The sequence below is a fragment of the Enterococcus sp. DIV0213h genome, from assembly GCF_051711285.1.
In the GTDB taxonomy this organism is placed as follows: domain Bacteria; phylum Bacillota; class Bacilli; order Lactobacillales; family Enterococcaceae; genus Enterococcus_D; species Enterococcus_D casseliflavus.
The window spans coordinates 553,258-570,686 of the sequence record NZ_JBIOMH010000001.1; the positions used below are offsets into that span (position 1 = coordinate 553,258).

Annotated in this window: 14 protein-coding genes and 1 pseudogene; 8 read left to right on the forward strand and 7 right to left on the reverse strand. The window is 36.3% G+C overall.

The features are described from left to right. The first annotated feature begins 103 nt into the window (after positions 1-103). From IGI77_RS02595 to IGI77_RS02615, 5 genes are read left to right on the forward strand one after another with little or no spacing between them, the layout of a single operon-like run. On the forward strand, positions 104-1,591 hold the full coding sequence (locus tag IGI77_RS02595) for an FAD-binding oxidoreductase (RefSeq protein WP_218212334.1): 1,488 nt from the start codon (positions 104-106) through the stop codon (positions 1,589-1,591). A 48-nt stretch (positions 1,592-1,639) separates the two neighbouring features. After that, positions 1,640-2,434: an electron transfer flavoprotein subunit beta/FixA family protein gene (locus IGI77_RS02600; protein ID WP_218212333.1), complete on the forward strand. Its 795-nt coding sequence runs from the start codon at positions 1,640-1,642 to the stop codon at positions 2,432-2,434. Continuing rightward, entirely contained in the window at positions 2,427-3,368 is a 942-nt protein-coding gene (locus IGI77_RS02605) for an electron transfer flavoprotein subunit alpha/FixB family protein (RefSeq protein WP_218212332.1), read from the forward strand. The genes IGI77_RS02600 and IGI77_RS02605 overlap by 8 nt, the downstream gene beginning before the upstream one ends. 20 nt (positions 3,369-3,388) lie before the next feature. Continuing rightward, positions 3,389-4,165, forward strand: a complete 777-nt coding sequence (locus tag IGI77_RS02610; RefSeq protein ID WP_438769391.1) for an SDR family oxidoreductase — start codon at positions 3,389-3,391, stop codon at positions 4,163-4,165. 36 nt (positions 4,166-4,201) lie between these two features. After that, the gene (locus IGI77_RS02615; protein WP_218212330.1) at positions 4,202-5,638 is read left to right on the forward strand and encodes an FGGY-family carbohydrate kinase; all 1,437 of its coding nucleotides are present in this window, start codon (positions 4,202-4,204) and stop codon (positions 5,636-5,638) included. A gap of 139 nt (positions 5,639-5,777) precedes the next feature. On the opposite strand, the gene IGI77_RS02620 is transcribed toward IGI77_RS02615, so the two are convergent. From IGI77_RS02620 to IGI77_RS02645, 6 genes are all read right to left on the reverse strand, one after another. Further along, the gene (locus tag IGI77_RS02620) at positions 5,778-7,073 is read right to left on the reverse strand and encodes an ISL3 family transposase (RefSeq protein WP_438770488.1); all 1,296 of its coding nucleotides are present in this window, start codon (positions 7,071-7,073) and stop codon (positions 5,778-5,780) included. 695 nt (positions 7,074-7,768) lie between these two features. Next, positions 7,769-8,170 carry a VOC family protein gene (locus tag IGI77_RS02625; RefSeq protein ID WP_438769393.1) on the reverse strand — a complete coding sequence of 134 codons (402 nt, stop codon included), beginning with the start codon at positions 8,168-8,170 and terminating at the stop codon, positions 7,769-7,771. Positions 8,171-8,293: 123 nt separating this feature from the next. Continuing rightward, positions 8,294-8,539, reverse strand: coding sequence for a hypothetical protein (locus IGI77_RS02630; RefSeq protein ID WP_016609659.1), 246 nt, complete (start codon positions 8,537-8,539; stop codon positions 8,294-8,296). Positions 8,540-9,423: 884 nt separating this feature from the next. Then, on the reverse strand, positions 9,424-9,732 hold the full coding sequence (locus IGI77_RS02635) for a hypothetical protein (RefSeq protein ID WP_086294528.1): 309 nt from the start codon (positions 9,730-9,732) through the stop codon (positions 9,424-9,426). A gap of 1,004 nt (positions 9,733-10,736) precedes the next feature. Beyond that, positions 10,737-11,177, reverse strand: a complete 441-nt coding sequence (locus IGI77_RS02640) for a hypothetical protein (protein ID WP_005227448.1) — start codon at positions 11,175-11,177, stop codon at positions 10,737-10,739. 415 nt (positions 11,178-11,592) lie between these two features. Next, a complete protein-coding gene (locus tag IGI77_RS02645; RefSeq protein WP_438769395.1) occupies positions 11,593-11,913 on the reverse strand; it encodes a helix-turn-helix domain-containing protein in 321 nt (106 codons plus the stop codon). A gap of 243 nt (positions 11,914-12,156) precedes the next feature. Here IGI77_RS02645 and IGI77_RS02650 point away from each other — a divergent pair, with 243 nt between their 5' ends. Genes IGI77_RS02650 through IGI77_RS02660 form a run of 3 tightly spaced genes read left to right on the forward strand, consistent with a single transcriptional unit; the run spans position 12,157 to position 15,664 of the window. Further along, positions 12,157-13,341: a hypothetical protein gene (locus IGI77_RS02650; protein ID WP_438769398.1), complete on the forward strand. Its 1,185-nt coding sequence runs from the start codon at positions 12,157-12,159 to the stop codon at positions 13,339-13,341. Positions 13,342-13,360: 19 nt separating this feature from the next. Then, complete coding sequence (locus IGI77_RS02655; RefSeq protein WP_438769400.1) at positions 13,361-14,575, forward strand: hypothetical protein; 1,215 nt, start codon at positions 13,361-13,363, stop codon at positions 14,573-14,575. Positions 14,576-14,587: 12 nt separating this feature from the next. Then, complete coding sequence (locus IGI77_RS02660; RefSeq protein ID WP_438769402.1) at positions 14,588-15,664, forward strand: hypothetical protein; 1,077 nt, start codon at positions 14,588-14,590, stop codon at positions 15,662-15,664. A gap of 449 nt (positions 15,665-16,113) precedes the next feature. Here the strand turns inward: IGI77_RS02660 and IGI77_RS02665 are convergent. After that, positions 16,114-17,423, reverse strand: a pseudogene (locus IGI77_RS02665) (PTS sugar transporter subunit IIC). Positions 17,424-17,429: the final 6 nt, after the last annotated feature.

Consider the following 17,429-nt stretch of genomic DNA (forward strand, 5'->3'; position numbering starts at 1 on the left):
AAAACGGAAAATTTAATCTAATTTTAATTGTAAAGTAAAGAAATTGTGTTTATAATAGCGAATATGAAAAGCGCTTTCTAAAAAATGATTGGAGTTATGTGATATGAGTTCAAACACAATAGTGAAAGAAAAAATTATTAATGATTTGAAGAGTATTGTTGAGAGTACTCAGATAATAACGGATAAAAAAACTCTGTATGAGGCTTCGTCTGACCGTTACAGAAAATATGCTAAAGCAAAAGGTGTATTAGATAACCCACTTCCTACTGCGGTTGTATATCCCAATAACACTGAGGAAGTTCAGAAATTGTTAGTGTATGCGAATGATAATGATATCAACATTATTCCTAGAAGTGGGAATACTGCTACGGAGGGAGGGCTGGAAAACTGGCGTGAATTAGCATTAGTTATCGATGGATCGAGAATGAATAAGATCTTAAATATTGATCCATACAATATGCAAGCTACCGTTGAAGCTGGTGTTAGACTTCAAGATTTGGAAGACGAGCTTAGAAAAATCGGATACACAACAGGTCATTCTCCACAATCCAAACCTATCGCTCAATATGGCGGTCTTTTAGCAACTAGATCAATTGGACAATTTTCTACTTTATATGGAGCTATCGAAGATATGGTAGTAGGTTTAGAATGTGTCTTTCCAAATGGCCATGTCTCAAGAATTAAAAATGTTCCAAGACGTGCAGGTGGACCGGATATAAGACACATTGCAATCGGAAATGAAGGAACGCTCTGTTATATCACTGAAGTAACGATTAAAATTTTTAAGCATTTCCCTGAAAATAATAGATTTTTTGGTTATCTAGTGAACGATATGGAAACTGGAGTTAAAGTTTTGCGTGAGGTGATGGTCAATGGATATCGACCATCTGTAGCTAGAGTTTATTCTCCAGAAGATGCACGTCAACATTTTTATCATTTCTATGAAGATAAATATGTATTAATATTTATGGCTGAAGGCCGTAAAGGTATCGTTGATGCTACAGCAGAAGGAATAGAAGAAGCTATTGAAAAATTCAGTGATGGTATTTACAAACAAGTAGATAGTAAATTAATAGAAACTTGGTTTAATCAATTAAATTGGACGCAAGCCACAATTGACCATGAGGTTCAAGGGATGATTGACAATGACAAACATGATGGCTTTACAACTGAAGTATCAGCGGATTGGGAGACAATTACTAAAATCTATCACAATGTAATCAACCGCGTGAGAAAAGAATTTCCAAGAGCTCATGACTTAACCATGTTGGGTGGGCACTCATCACATAGTTATTTAAACGGAACCAATATGTATTTTGTTTATAACTATAATATTAACTGTGAGCCTGAAGATGAAATGAAACTATACCATCATCCGATTCAAGCAATTATTGTTGAGGAAACATTAAAATTAAATGGGTCAATGTGTCATCACCATGGGATAGGTAAATATAGAAATGAATGGACGAAACAAGAGCATGGATCAGCGTATTACATGCTAGAAAGCCTTAAAGAAGTATTTGATCCTAAGGGAGTTATGAGTTACGGAAATATCTATCCAGTTCAAGAAGGATACAAGTATCAAAAATAAACTCTTCAATTCTAATCTAGGGTCAACTTCTAGAATAGGAAGGTCAAAATGAGGATTATTTGTTTAGTGAAATATGTACCAAGTGCTATAGGGGCTCAGTTTGAAGCTAAAAAAGATAGAATTAATCGTGAAAAGTCACGATTAATTCTAAGCCCTGATGATATAAGCGCATTGGCATGGGCATTAAAAAAGAAAAAAGAGAATCAAGAAATATACATTGAAGTTGTTTCCATGGGGCCGAGAAAAATTGAAAGCGATTTAAAAGATATAATTCGATTGGGTGTTGATAAAGCGGTTCTTATTAATGATAAGCATTTTGCTGGTAGTGATTCTTTTGCAACAAGTTTAATAATCTCTAGCTACTTAGAGTCAGCTGAATTTGATGTTGTCTTGACAGGTACTCATACATTAGATGGTGGGACAGGTCATATAGGTCCTCAAATTGCTGAAAGATTAGAAATGAATCAGTATTCAAATATCATAGAAATTGGTGAGATAAGCTCGAAAGAATCAATGATTAAAGTTAATCAAGACAATAAGCTAATAAACATAGTTATGAAGAACCCGAGTATCTTAAGTGTTACTAGTCAGATGAGGGAACGATTAGGTTTTGTTAGATATGAAAATATAAATAAATGTGTCGATAGTCAATTCATTCTAGTAACAAACGAAACTTTGAACATTCCTTTTGATAACATTGGACGAAAAGGTTCACCAACAAAAGTAAGGCGAAATATACTCGTTAAAGAAAAGAAAGTACCTCAAAAATTTGTTGATGTGAGTGATGACGGTATTGAAACGGTCATTCATTACCTCAAAGAAAAGGGGTATTACCATGTTTAAAACACTTATTTTGATTGATAATAATTTTATTGATTATTCTTTAGATCTAATCAGTGTTGCTGAAAAATTGGCAGACGAAATACCATCAAGAGTATTTGGGTTGATAATAAATGGAAGAACGCAAGAAGCTATAGTAGGACTAGACTATTTAATTCGTGTTGAGATTCCCCAATGCGAAATAAGAGATAGCCGAATAATTACCGATGTAATAGAAAGAATACAGGCGGAATATCAATTTGATAGCATACTGATACTAGCGACTGACTTTGGAAGAATGATTGCTCCTAGGCTTGCCATGCGACTGGAAGTAGGATTAGTAGCAGATATCACTGATGTATTCGTAAATAATCAAGAAAAAACACTTGTAAGACCAGCATATTCTGGAAATATGTTAGCTAGTATAGTATGTGACTCCTCACCATTAATGGCTAGTATTCATCCCAATGTATTTTATTATGATAAAAATGAGAAAAGACCTGAGCTGATCGAATTTAGTTTCAAAAACTTAAAGCCATCGACAGTAAAAATAATATCGGTAACCGAGGATAGTAAGGACAAAGATATAAGGGATGCTGACATTCTTATCGCAGCTGGTGGTGGCTTTAAAAATTCGTTAGGTGATTTGTACCCACTATCACAGAAATTGAATGGAGCAATCGCGGTTTCTAAACAATTAGTTGATGAAAATAGAGCGGACATGAAGCTTCAGGTAGGGCAATCTGGTAAGACTGTGAGTCCAAGTCTGTATGTAGCTCTGGGCATTCATGGAGCGATGCACCACATTGAGGGACTTAAAAATGTTAAAAACATTATTTCAGTTAATATAGATCGCAATGCCCCAATAAATCATTTAGCAGATATCGTAGTTGTTGGAGATGCTACAGAATTTTTAGAAAAGATGAATCAGAAAATGAAAGAAAGTATACCAAAATAATATAGTTAGAAGGTAAAGATATGGAAATCAAAGATTTTAAAATGGATATGTTTACGTTTAAAGGGAAAAACGCTATTGTAACGGGTGGAAATACTGGATTAGGTCAAGCGTTCTCACTTGCTTTGGCTGAAGCAGGAGCTAATATTTTTATGCCATCGATTATGCCTGATGATGAGGAATATAATAAAGAATTGCAATCAAGAGGTGCGAAAACATTCTATATGAAGGCTGATTTAACTCAAGATGGAGTGCCTAAAGAGATTATTACAAAATGTATTGAAGAATTCGGTTCAGTAGATATCCTAGTTAACTGTGCAGGTATGTGCCCCGTTGATGACGTGATTAACTATGGAAGAGATAAATGGGATGCAACTGTTAACTTAAATTTAACTGCTGCATTTGATATGAGCCATGAAGCTGCAAAAGTGATGATTCCTCAAAAGAGTGGAAAAATTATTAACATTTGTTCTCTATTTTCATTCTTAGGTGGTCAATGGGCACCAGCATATGCTGCTTCTAAACATGGACTAGCAGGATTGACTAAAGCGTATTGTGATGAATTAGCTCAATATAATATTCAAGTCAACGGTATTGCACCTGGTTACTTTAAAACCCCTGTAGCTCAATCATCAATTGATGATCCTGAAAGAAATAAATGGATTGTTGACCATACACCAGAAGGGCGTTGGGGAGATGTTGCTGATTTAATGGGCGCAACAGTATTTTTGGCATCAGAAGCATCACATTTTGTAAACGGACACATTCTTACTGTTGATGGTGGTTTCTTAGTTAGATAATATAAAGATCTTTTAATGGAGTTAAGGGGATAGCGTATGGGGAAAAAATATATTGTAGGAATTGATGGCGGAAGTCAAAGTACTAAAATAGTTATTTTCGATTTTGAAGGAAATGTAGTTGGTGAAGGAAAAAAAGAACTTCTTCCTATGTCATTAAAAGATGGAGGGATCGTAGAACATCCTGGAGATGATTTATGGGAATCGCTTTGTGATGCAGCTAAAGAAGCTATGAATATTTTTGGTATTAGAAAAAATGATATTGTAGGAATAGGTTTAGGCTCTATTCGTTGTTGTAGAGTTCTTTTGAAAAAAGATGGTTCACTGGCTCAGCCAATTCAAAGTTGGATGGACAAAAGAGTGGCAGAACCCTACAGAAGAGAGAATCCAGAAGTACAGTATGTTACTTCAACAAATGGATACCTAACACATCGATTAACTGGTGAATTTAAAGATAATATCGGTAATAATTATGGTCAGTGGCCCGTTGATTATCAAAATTGGGATTGGTCAACAGATGAGGAGGAAATAGCTCATTACAATTTACCCAAAGACATGTTATTTGATGTAGTGAAACCTGGAGAGATTTTAGGATATATTACAAAAGAAGCGTCTGAAAAAACTGGATTCCCTGAAGGCCTTCCTTTAATTTCAACTACAAGTGATAAAGCTGTAGAAGGTCTAGGTGCGGGGTTGATTTCTGATACAAGTGCCTTTATTTCATTAGGAACATATATTAGTAGTATGGTTACAGGAAACGATATGCCTAAGGAATCTGTTAATTATTGGGGAATTATGTCTTCAATTCCAAATCGATATATATATGAAGGTTATGGCATAAGAAGGGGAATGTGGACTGTTTCTTGGTTTAAAGAGTTAATGGGTGAGAAGGTAAGTATTAGAGCAAATTATGAAGGGATTTCTGAAGAAGAGTATCTTAACGATCAGGCCTCAACAGTACCAGTGGGTAGTGATGGACTAATGACTGTGTTAGATTGGTTAGCTAACTCTTGGGAGCCTTATAAACGAGGTGTAATGATTGGTTTCAACGCTCATCATGATTATCGTTATATGTATCGTTCGATTTTAGAAGGCATTGCATATACTATGAAAAATAATGTGGATCGAATGACTGAAGAACTTGGTAAAGAAATTACTGAACTGATCATAACTGGTGGAGGATCGAATAGTGATTTGTTTATGCAAATATTTGCAGATGTATTCGATATTGATGTAAAACGCAATGTTGTTAATGGTAGTGCTAGCTTAGGAGCAGCTATCAATGTATCAGTTGGATTAGGCATCTATCCGAGTTATGAAGAAGCTGTTCAAAAAATGGTGAAAGTTAAGGATATCTTTAAACCTAAGCCTGAAAATGTTTCGATTTATAAAAAATTGAACGTTGAAGTTTATAAATCTTTGACTGAACATACAGATGAGGTTTTGAAAAAAACTCATAGTATTTTGAGTAGATAATTGCTAAAAAAAAGAGGATAGTTTACTTAGTCGAGAGTTTCATTTAAAAAGAAATTAGATTTCTTTTCAATAATGAGCTATGGGTTTTTCAAAATTAAATCTGGGTCAGAATGAACCTCATTCTGGCTCAGATTTTTTGTTATCTTACTTTGATTAATTGATTGATCAAAAAGATTCTAATTCTCATGTTCTCGAATGATTTAAATCCGTAGGATACTCGTTTCATTGTCTTTATGTGGGTATTCTTCGCTTCAATTTTTCCATTGGAATAAGGATAGATCATTGCGTTGGTGATACCTTCTTCATAGGTCAGAAGGTTTTGAAGCTTCTCCCGAAAGCCGTCATCTAACGTTTCAGGAAGTTCTGCCAATAAGGAGAAAAATAAGTCAGGGTCTTTGTCTCGAAAGGCTTCGACTAATTCATGCAAAAAGGGATACGCCTCCTTTAGGGGCGCAGAAAACTCAAGCAATCGATCAATCATCATTGCTTCAGTGAGAAATGGGTATTTTGGTGCTCGGAAACTTTTCCATGTTTTGTACTCATAATGGTTGATGCTTGCACGATTTTTTAGCAAAAAGCGCCAGTTCTTTTTCAGTTTTTCTGCCTGGCTTTTCTGTCCTGCTTTACGAAGTTCATTCATTTCACGGATACGCAACTCATTGAACGCTTGATTCATGTGTTTGACAATATGAAACCAATCAATCACTACTTTCGCATTTGGCAGAACACGTTTGGTGAGCTGGAAGTAGGCGGCGTTCATGTCTGTCACCAAGAATTCTACTTCTTCTGGATTGGTACACTTTAAGAAATAGCTTGTTAATCGAGGTAATTTACGCGTAGGCAAAACATCTATTAATTTTCCTGTTTCGCCATCTGCGCAAATAAAGCTCATTTTATCTTCTATGGAAGCATGCGAACGAAATTCATCAACCATCAATACTCTTGGGAGAATCTTCTTAGATTGCTTTGGTAAATAGCTTTTAAACTCTTTCAATGTACGAATAACGGTGGTCAAAGATACCTGACAGCTTTTCGCAATAAAAGATAAAGATACTTTTTCAGTCAGTAAAGAAGCAATTTTATATCTCACATGATTTGCGATTGAATGTCTGGGTTGGACAAAATAACTTTGAGCCGTCCAATGGGTTCGGCAGTTTTTACAGGTATAACGCTGCTTTTTTAGGCGCATAACCAAAGGCATATGAATGTATTGTTCAAAACGGACAATCGTTTCTTTTTTTCCATTTTTCACTATAATTGCTTTCCCGTTTCCATCTACCACAGTAGAACCACAACTTCTACAAGCACGAGGAGTAGGCGAGAGAACAGCATCGACGACCAACGTCTTTTTCTTCTGAAGGGTCTCGTAAGAGACCTCTGTAATCACCAAATCTTTCTCTGTTATTCTCAGCATTTTTTTGATAGAATCATTTATATAGCATATCGTCCTCTCAGTTGTTTATTTTGTGGTGATTTAATCATACTAGAGAACGATATGTTTTTTGATACCTAAAATGAAAATGGGGCTGAAGAATCAATTCTGATTCATCAGTCCCATAAATTATAGAGCCTTTTTATTTGATAAAAGAAATGTGGAGCAGCACGAAAAAACTGTAAACTCTGTATTGGTGGTCATACAATCACTCCTTTAAAATTCAGTACCAACAAAGATATCAAACGCAAAAACTTTTTTAAGTAAAAAAGGCAACTCAAGAGTTCCCTTTTTCCGATATATTCTGTTTATTTTTCCTGTCTATGCCATAAGTAGCGAAAGCAGGGAGAAAGAGGACTGCCAAGAATATACCTACCCATTTGAATACTTTAGGAACTTTATTCAATAAAAAACGCCTCCTTGATAACAATGATCATAGACTGAATTAGTTATTAGACGTGTTCGAAAAATAAAGAAAAGACCATTTTTGCAAGAAAGGAACCAGCGACAAAAGCCAGCGCAATCAACAAAATTTTCCACAGACTTAACCGAGTACTATTCTTTTTCATCGAATCATCTCTAGAAAAAGAATACCACGATAAATAAATAATATCAAAAGTAAATGGTACTAAATAAACAAATACCCAATTTGTTGAAACAAAAAATAGCTAAACGAGTAGTAAGTAAAAGGCAGTATGCTAATGCGAGGTCATGATCATCCATGTGATACCGTATTGATCTTCTACCATGCCATAGAGCGAGGTCCAGAACACTGGTGCAAGAGGGTCAATCACTTTTCCGTCTATCGAGAGGCTATTGAAAATAGTAGTAACTTCATCAGCGGATTCTTTCACAAGACAAAAGGAGAAAAAATCATTTGCTGGTCTATTTAGTCTGCCGTCTGTCATCATGATTCTCTGACCGTCGATGATGATTTCTGAGTCCATAACGAAATCATCAGGCATCTCAGGATCTAAACCTGAATCTACCGGAGCTTCATTCGCATAAACGATGGACTTAATATGAGCGTCTAACGCCTCTTGATAAAATTTTATTGCATTTTCACAATTTCCTTGAAAACTTATAGCTGGGATAAGCATACAAAAATTCTCCTTTTTACTGACAGTATCACAAAGAAGTTACTCGCTTCTTTCAGTTTTTTCGTAGGAATCGGGAAATTTTGAATTGGTTATCCAAAAAAGGAGCAGAATACGTCGCTGCAATTAAATGACAAAATAATGTCTTGGAAAAATCTCAGTAGGTTTTTCTACGTTATATTTGATGGTCATTGTATTGCCCACACCATATCTCATTGGAACAGGAATACTATTTTCTGAGATATAATATTTTCCATCAATGAAGTAGCTAAAAGTTGCAAGTTTTGAATTGCGAAAATCCATCAGGTCGGGAAGAACAGTAGTGAATGCGACAATATTTCCCACGACTTCCTTTTTTTCAATTTTACCCATAGCTAATCACGCTCCTACTATAATTTTTATAGTGACAATTATAACATGCAGGAGTGTGCGTTAGGTGACATTATTTTTGTAAATTTTAAAATATAAGTCAATAAAACAGAATAATTCATATTATTGTATGAAAATATGATTAGTAATTGCGGATAAATTTGCATGCATAGATCATAAATAATTTTACTCTATTGTATATTTTGAAACTCTGTAGCGATAGAAAAAACTATCTTAGACGCGAGTAGTTTCTAAAACTAGTAGTCGAAAATTTGTGCAATAGAATTTGTTAAGGTATTGATATTAGTGAAAGCATTGATAACATGAGCCTCTTGAGGCTTATTGTTATTAAATTCCTTCAAGAAAAATGTCCAACCTACAAAATATAGATTGAACATTGCTACCTTTTTCTTCGAATTTTATCAATCAATAGTTTTCCTAGCTCATAAATTGCTGTTAAAACTGCGATACAAAAAAGTAGTGCAGTATATTGTACAAGAAAAACTATGTTGAACCATAGCCCATAGACCATTGGTAAAACGATTAAAAGACAAACATATAATTCTATTTTTCGTCTTTTTCTTATTTGGAACCATCTTTCGTCTGTCAAAACTAAAACCCCTTTAAGTAAAATTAAAACCGTTAACCCGTATTCGATCATTGAATTTTTTGGTCAAGCAAGTGATGCCCTCAGCTTAGTATAAGAATAATTGAGAGCCACCAAATAAATATTACCTTATTATTTATATTGGAATAATTTTATCGCAAAAGAATAAATTTAGAATATCCGGACTGTTTTCTCGTCCCAAAATCAGGTGACAATCCGACGAAAAAACTGATTGATAACGGTATCAATCAGTAAGGGCGTTAAAGGATCAAGGATAGTATTACTTTTCCGCGTTTTCTTTAAAGTAGTCATCAATGTACGCCTTAATTTTTTCAAAATCTTTAGTCAGAAAAAATTTAGAAGGAACTTTAATGATGGGGAGGTTATTTTCATTATCAAAAGGAGCGAATGGCTCAGGAAGGACCAAGTAATCAACAGTATCTTTATCTCTCAGATAATTGATTGAAACGTCGTAAAACGGTGAAAAATAGTCTTTGAGGCTTGTGTCTCTTTGATAAAGAACACCTGGAGTTAATGGTGTGTAAGATAATCCGTTGCTCAACACTAAGACAAAACAAATTCTTTTCATAAAAAATCACCTTTCTTTTCGATTAGATACTAGCGTCATCTCAACAACGAAGGATTCGTTATTTATCTGGTAAATCCATTTTAATAGACACATGGATAAAAAATAGTGAGTAATAGAAACATAATTCAGTTGTTGGGTAAAAGGGAACCAGCAATCACAAGTTGTTCCTTTAATTTAAAAAACAAGCGATAAAAAAACACCAAGAGCAATTATGGTTAAGATTTCCAATGCTCTTTCTAGAAACAAATTGTTGCTTTTTAAAAATATTGTTTTCTTTTTATAAGGGAACCAAAATGACTGGCTTGCGTAGTCTGGCGGGTATGCGGAATCTAAAAAGCCACTGATAAACAGTAATGGAATAGCTTTGAAAATATTGTCATGGAAGGCTAAATAAATATAGTATGTTAACAAAGAAATTTGAGCGATCCGCAGATGTCTTAGGTTGGTAACTGTAAGGTTCATCAAATCATCCTTTCATAAATGATTATCGCATATTGAACGAATTAGTTGAATTAAAATGATAAAATATTTATTTGATGTAAAACTAAAAATGTTAGTGTGCATTATTTAACGATAATTTCTGAATACGCCTGACACAAAAAATACGAATCCTATCAAAATAAGGAATGAATCGTTTTGAAACTGGTAGGGAACATTTTTAAACCGATACCGAAAAAGACTAGCAATAAGGACTAGCATTAACAAACTCTGCTGACCTAACTCGTATTTAGCTGAGGTAGGGGATCTTGAAACAGATACGAATGGATATACACGAGAAGAAATAATCGGCTTTATGAGAACTTTTTTCAAAAAGAATAATGCTGAAAAGCACTTCAATAATTATTGGAATAAGGCTTGATGCATGATCACGAGAAATCTTGAAAGGACAATCCAAACTATAAAGTTTGAGCAAGCTTAGATAGATAGCTTATATACCAAAACAGCCAAACTAAAAAGCTAGAAATCATTCAATGCGATGATTCCTAGCTTTTCTATTTTCTTAACTACCGACCATTAACCGCTGCTGCAAACACTAGGTAATTGGCAAAATCCCCAATGCGTTTGCGGTGTTGGTTGATGTCTTGTCTTGTGCGCTTTTCTCGGTGTTCTTGCAAAAATAATAAAGAGGTCCATGTTTGGCTATCCCATTGATTCAATTGAAAGACTCGTTCGAGAAAGATAAATTGATCGATAATCGTGTTATGAAGGGTGGTACGCTCTGCATCGATCGCTCGTTTTTCATCTTGTGAAAAACTATGCCACTGTGCCCGGATCGTTGTGTATCGCAGTGCTGCTTGCAAAATACTTTGCCAGGCGTCTTGAAAATCAGTATCAGTGATCGTGCCATTTTTCAAAATTGCTTCGTGGATCGTCTGCATTTCGTCAAAGGTCAAAGCTTCGGGCTGTTCCAAATAGTTCTTGTAAGTTACTTCTGTCTGAGTCATTTAATCACTCCTAAATGTCTTTGTTTTAACTAGTGTACTATAACAAGGAGCGCAGTGCACCCGTCGTTATCGATTGGCGAAACGATTCAGGTGTAAGGCAGGTGCTGGCAGACCGACCGCTGTATCTTTATATCCAAACCTTTTTTGCTGACTGTGGTGTTTAGCAAAGTAGCGGTATAGGAGGTTTCTTCAAGAGAAATTCTGATCGAAAAACACACGAAGAAAAAAGCATCTTGACGTGACTTGACAGAAGGGTTAAAATTAATTTAACAAAAAATTTTATTAGATTACGAAATTAATTCATCACCTTGTGAGGTATTTATTTTTAAAATTCAATCAGGTATGATAGCTTTAGCCCCAAGGGTTAAGGCTTTTTTTTTATTCAAAAAAAAGAATTGGTGGGCAGACCAATTCTTTACGGCTCAGAAAGTTTTACGATCTCTTTTGCGATGGAGGTCAATTTCTCTTTATTGGGTGACTTTTGAATCAAATCAACAATCTTAACTAACTCGGGGTTATCGGATTCGAGTTCTAAAAAACCAAAAAACTGAGCAGGTGTCATCTGTAATCCTTTGATGATTTTCTCAAGTGTATTGAGGGTGATATTGATTTCGTTGCGTTCCACTCGCCCTAAGTAGGTGTCATCAATTTCTGAGGTACGAGAGAGGTCCGCTAGTGTCATCTTTTTGGCGGTACGATAATGACGAATTTGGCTGGCAACCAGTTCATTCAGCACAAGAGCCACCTCCTTATAGATTAATCATAGAGGTTACGGATGGAAAAAATCAGATGACAAATGTATTTTTGGTGTGTAAAATAATACATATATGTATTATATAGGGTTGTAAAAGAATAAATAAGCAGTATTTAAAAAACAAATGATGACTCATCTTCTGGAGAGGAAGATTGGGAAAGGGGATTCTCCGAAACGATCAAGCAAAAGGAAGGAAAAGAAATTTATTAAGAGGAGTTAGGGAAAATGAAAAAGAAACTAGTGATTGGTGCAGTGGTTCTCTTGTTGGCGGCAGTTGGTGGCTTTGTTTATTGGAATCAGTCGCAAGAAACAGCCCTGCAAGAAACGAAGGCTCAGGCAACGCAACAGTACAACAAAATCAATGAAGCTATCAAAAAGGATGACTATGAAACAGCACGCCAAGAAATCAATGAGCTAGCTGATTTAGGACAGGAGGATCAAGTCCCAAAATACCTAGAACAAGTCGATCTGATGGCTAAAGCCAAAGAACTGACAGATGATTTTGAACTGACGAAAGCTGGAAATACATTGGAAAAATTAGGGGAGCAAGAGGAACTATTAGCAGCAATTCAGGAAAAACAAGCCGAGTTAACTAGTGAGTTGGCAGAAAAAACGAATGAAATTGCGGAGGCAAAAAAGCGCTTAGACGAAGGGATTGCATTGTCGGAGAAAAAGGATTATCAGGCTGCGAATGATCTTTTAAAGGAATTAACGGAAATTGAAGCCAAGGGGGAGTATCGCGAGCTGACGACCAAAGCCACCGATCAAATAAATAAGAACCAACAAGCGCTGGAAAAAGCCGAAGCAGAACGAGAAGAAGCCAAAAAAGCTGCTGCGCTAACAGAAGAAGAGGCGTTAGAAATTGTAAAAATGAATTTACCGGATCTCTTTGATTATGGACGGTCTTGGGCAAGTGGTGATTCTGATGAAACAGATACATTTACCTTCTATGGAGTGAATAACGGGCCGTTTCGTTCCATTTTAGTGGTCAAGCCAATCAATGATCAGCAAGTTTTTGTGACTGAAACAAGATTATCAAACGGTGGCGAAGACCAAGTGTCAGAATACACCTTTGATCGCATCGGTCCAGTTACTCCTATTAGTGAGCCCGTTGCAGAACAAGAGGATCCGCTCAGTTTAGCTCACCCACAAAAGTTTTTCGATGCCTATGCCTCTTTTACCGCAAAAGGAATCAATGTTATGCCAGCAAATCGCGGTACAGCGGTGTACACGGAGGAAATGATTGCTGCTTCAGGCTACAGCGCAGAACGTTTTTATCAACTAGAAGCAGGGATCGATGATTACTTTTGGCATCTCTGGAGTGAGGGAGAACTTTCGGAAGAACAAGTAAAGGAGCTTAGTCTTCAAGCAAAAAACAAACTGCTGAATGGCGATTACGCAGGCTACTAAAGAAATTGGAGGAGAAATGATGAGAAACTATTGGTTGGGGAAACAAAGAAAAGACACCGTCTATGCAGAGAGCAATGATGGCTTATTCATGCAGATTGTGGGGGCAATTTTGCTCTTTGTGTTTTTTGTTTTTGGTAAGGGATTCACTCTGGCTTATGAAAAATTAAAAGTGTACCGTTTATTTCAGCCAAAACTTTTGATACCGTTGGCGTGCCTTTTTATGATCATCAATACGATCGTCGATTGGTTCTTGCATATGAATTGGGTGATGGATCCATCTGGCGCTATGTATTGGACGATTTTAGAAGGCATTCAAATCGCTTGTTTTTGCTTCATCGGATTCGTGTTGTATCTGCCAACAAAAAAAAGCTTACCGATCTTCCTTGTTAGTATAGGCTTACTGTTTGTGACGAGTGTGATCCGTCCGTTTTTAGGAAACTTGATTTTTTCGTTTACCCAGCTCTTCTCTATTTTTATCCTTTATCTTTGGGAATTAGCTTATCAAGAACAATTTTTCCAAAAGCGATCACTGGCGACGATTCAACGTACAGCGATGAGGTTTGAAAAGGAAGAAGAGGAATTTTTAGAGGAGAGAATGCTAGAAGAAGAGAATCCAGCTAAGCTCAAGGTTGGCTTTACTCGATTCATTTGGGTCAATGAATCGTTTTGTCTAACGTTTATTATCCTGTTCCTTTTGAGCGTAGGTCAACTAATCGCGCTGCTAAGCGGCGACAGCTTAAGGCCCCTTTTTACTACTACAAATCTTGTCTACATTACTTTCTTATCTCTTTTATTTTATCCCTATGTGATGGGGCTATTCAGTCGGGTCAAGCCATTATTTCTCTTTTTATCAAAAACAGAATTATCAAAGATTGCAGAATCCTTTGAAGCGCTCAAGCATTCAAATGAAAAAGAAATTTTTTCTTATCGAAAAAATCAGCGTCGCGTGCTAAAGTCCTTCAATAGTGTTCGCTCAATAAGAAAAAATGTCAGAATTGGGAATACCTACCAAGATATCCAAGTAGACGTTCCCGTAGAAGAGCAAAGAGTCGTGAATCAGAGCTATTATGAAAAGGATAACCACCAAAGTATGTTCAAGCTGATCAAACTCGTTGGACAGATGCTGCTGATCCTACCGATTCGTTTGATGCTCTTTTATTTTTCACCAATCATTTTTAGTGTCTTTTTTCTTATTACGATGCTAGCTGAAAAAAGTCCAGTGAACGAAAAGTAAGGGGGAGCTATGATGGAAGAATTTGGCGTTTCATTTTTAAACAAAGATGTTGGTACGATGGATCGTAAAGAGCTAGTGAATTATTTGTCGATGTATTTAAGCAATGCCCTAAATTATAAGGAAGTCGTTAAGGCAAAAGAAAGAAAAAAGCAAGCGATTCTAGCAGAGGCGGAGAGTACTCTGCGGGCAACTGAGGAGAACTACAAAAAATATGCATCTTTAGAGCTAACTAAATCACAACGAGAAGTCTGGCCCCAAATCACTGCACTAATGGAAAAGATAGAGCAACAGGAGCCATATCCAGTCAAACGGCTATTGATGCTAGTAACGGGGATCACTGGCGTCATCTTCATCGCACTCAATTACCTCATAAAAATCTGGGTAGACTTTGAAATGAGGCGCTTTGGTGAAAGAGTGGCGCTATTTGATAGAAGTCCTGAAACAGCAGGGGCATGGTTTCGCATGGATCTCGTTCGGCTGATTTTCAATTGGTGGGAGTCCAACTACGCTGTTGCTTTTATTGTCCTTGTGATTGCAATCTTTCTTTTTATAAAAGTGCGTGAAGGTGCCAAAGTAAAGCGCCTTGAGCAGAAAATAGTAAAATTGAGGGAAGAGGCAGCCGAAGCGGATCAAAAGCGGGTGGCAGGAAGAAACTTAGAGGAAGAATTTGGTTTAGCGGAAAAACGGCAAGAGATTGATGAATGTCGAAATCATGCGCTGGATCAACTAGAGGAATTGACCTTGGTACCGATCACGCAGTCATTGTCTACCCACGATCAAATGAGACCAGTCCTTCCTCCTTCCATGCAAACAGATGATTTGGATACTTTAAAACGCTTAAGCTATATCTACCAGATTCTGGAAGATCAGCGAGCAAGCAGCTGGGAGCATGCCTTTCAGATTCTAAGAGAAGAGGAGCGCCATCAAGAAAACTCAGAACTGATGAAAAAAGGCTTCTTGATGCTCAATGACCGACTAATGGAAGCAGACAATCAGCTGGCAAATTTGAATGCAATGACGGCAAAAAACAATCAGCAAACCAAAGAATTGCTCCATGAGATAAAAAGATTACCGGTCGTGTTTTATTAGAACGAGGGGGTAGCGAGTGTTGGACAGGGAAAACAGGTTGCTACTAGTTCGAACACTATGCAGGAATCCTGACAATAAGCAACGATTCCTTGTTTTTCAGAACGTTCTCCTACTAGACGTGCCTTGTCAGAAAAAGATCTTTTCCCGCAGACGACGACTATCCCAAAAGAATAGGAAAAAAGTGTATATACTAAATTAGATTGAAATAATGAGTTATTCATATAGCATATCGTCCTCTAAGTGATTTATTTTATTGTGATTTAATCATACTAATGAACGATATGCTTTTTATACTAGAATGAAAATGGGACTGAAGAATCAATTCTGATTCATCTGTCCCATGAATTATAGAGTCATTTCTATCGGTCCTAAGTTTATAAACGCTGAGAGACACTTAGCTGGATTCCTATCAATTAGTACTAAAAATTCAGTATAATTTCAGTTATTCCTTATAGACTTTCTAGTTTATCATCTATTATTTTTATTCTATTATTTTCCATTATTTTAAAGAATGGATAGTAAATAAAAATGCTGACCAAGATAAGTACGAAGCAGAAAAGAATATTACGCCAATCCATACTAGAAAGATAGGCTTGCGCAAAGAAAGGTGTGAATGAGGGATCAATTATAAATCCTAATCCAATCCATCCAAATTGCTGAGCGAAATAAGTTAATAATAAAGAGACAATAGGTGTACATAAAAATGGAATTGCTAAAATAGGATTGAAGACGATTGGCAATCCAAAGATGACTGGTTCATTGATGGAGCAGATTCCAGGGATTAATGATAATTTTCCTATCGTACGATATTCTGGAACTCTACTTCGCATCATTAGTAACACTAATCCCAAGGTTCCACCAGCTCCGCCAAGAACGGAAACACGGAACATTTGAAGATTCATCAAGTGGGTCATCGTCTCATTATTTGTCATTTGTTCAGCATTTAAGCCAGTTTGGGCGATTCCTAACGTGAAGACGATTGGGAAGATAATTGATGAGCCGTTAATACCAAACATCCACAAGATATTCCCTAAAGTTACAATAAATAAAAAACCTCCTAAACTGCCAGCAATGTTTGTTGCAGGCGTTAGTAATTGCATTATTGCTTCTGGGAAAATTGTATTTGTTGTCGATAAGACAATTAGATTGGCTCCATAAAAAATAATGATGTTAGTAAGTAGTGGCACCAACATATTGATGAAGGTTGCGACCATTGGTGGGACAGTATCTGGAAGTTTCAGCTTGATATTTTTTATTTCAAAAGTGCGATTCACCTCTACAACAAGCAAACCGATGATAATTGCAACGAAAAGGCCATTCGTACCAAAAAATCTAGTGAAATCATTCCATCTTTCACAGGAGTGCAAACCGTTAGAAAAATGACTACTGCTATCATTCCGTTCATGGATGCATTGAATTTATATTCATGAGCAAGTGAGAAGGCAATACCAAAAACACTGATCAAACCGATGATACCCATCGTCAAATTATAAGGCGCAGTAATTACATCATAATTTGCTACTGCAAAATATTTCCAACCGGCCATGAATTGCATGAAGTAATTTGCTGTTTCTGGGTTGTAACGGTCAATATTTATAGGTGGATTGGCAAAAATCAGAAAAAAAGAACCGATAACAATAAAAGGCAGACTGAACATCATCCCACTGGATATAGCTTTCAAATGACGTTGATTTCCAATTTTAGCTGCTAATGGACTCAGTATTTCATTAAGCTTTATGACAAGTGCAGAATTTTCCATACTATT

Bases quoted from the DNA above. Each gene is read 5' to 3' on its own strand.
- IGI77_RS02600 (WP_218212333.1), top strand. From the start codon at position 1,640: ATGAGGATTATTTGTTTAGTGAAATATGTACCAAGTGCTATAGGGGCT.
- IGI77_RS02630 (WP_016609659.1), bottom strand. From the start codon at position 8,539: ATGGGTAAAATTGAAAAAAAGGAAGTCGTGGGAAATATTGTCGCATTC.
- IGI77_RS02595 (WP_218212334.1), top strand. From the start codon at position 104: ATGAGTTCAAACACAATAGTGAAAGAAAAAATTATTAATGATTTGAAG.
- IGI77_RS02635 (WP_086294528.1), bottom strand. From the start codon at position 9,732: ATGAAAAGAATTTGTTTTGTCTTAGTGTTGAGCAACGGATTATCTTAC.
- IGI77_RS02615 (WP_218212330.1), top strand. From the start codon at position 4,202: ATGGGGAAAAAATATATTGTAGGAATTGATGGCGGAAGTCAAAGTACT.
- IGI77_RS02605 (WP_218212332.1), top strand. From the start codon at position 2,427: ATGTTTAAAACACTTATTTTGATTGATAATAATTTTATTGATTATTCT.
- IGI77_RS02610 (WP_438769391.1), top strand. From the start codon at position 3,389: ATGGAAATCAAAGATTTTAAAATGGATATGTTTACGTTTAAAGGGAAA.
- IGI77_RS02660 (WP_438769402.1), top strand. From the start codon at position 14,588: ATGGAAGAATTTGGCGTTTCATTTTTAAACAAAGATGTTGGTACGATG.
- IGI77_RS02640 (WP_005227448.1), bottom strand. From the start codon at position 11,177: ATGACTCAGACAGAAGTAACTTACAAGAACTATTTGGAACAGCCCGAA.
- IGI77_RS02625 (WP_438769393.1), bottom strand. From the start codon at position 8,170: ATGCTTATCCCAGCTATAAGTTTTCAAGGAAATTGTGAAAATGCAATA.
- IGI77_RS02650 (WP_438769398.1), top strand. From the start codon at position 12,157: ATGAAAAAGAAACTAGTGATTGGTGCAGTGGTTCTCTTGTTGGCGGCA.
- IGI77_RS02655 (WP_438769400.1), top strand. From the start codon at position 13,361: ATGAGAAACTATTGGTTGGGGAAACAAAGAAAAGACACCGTCTATGCA.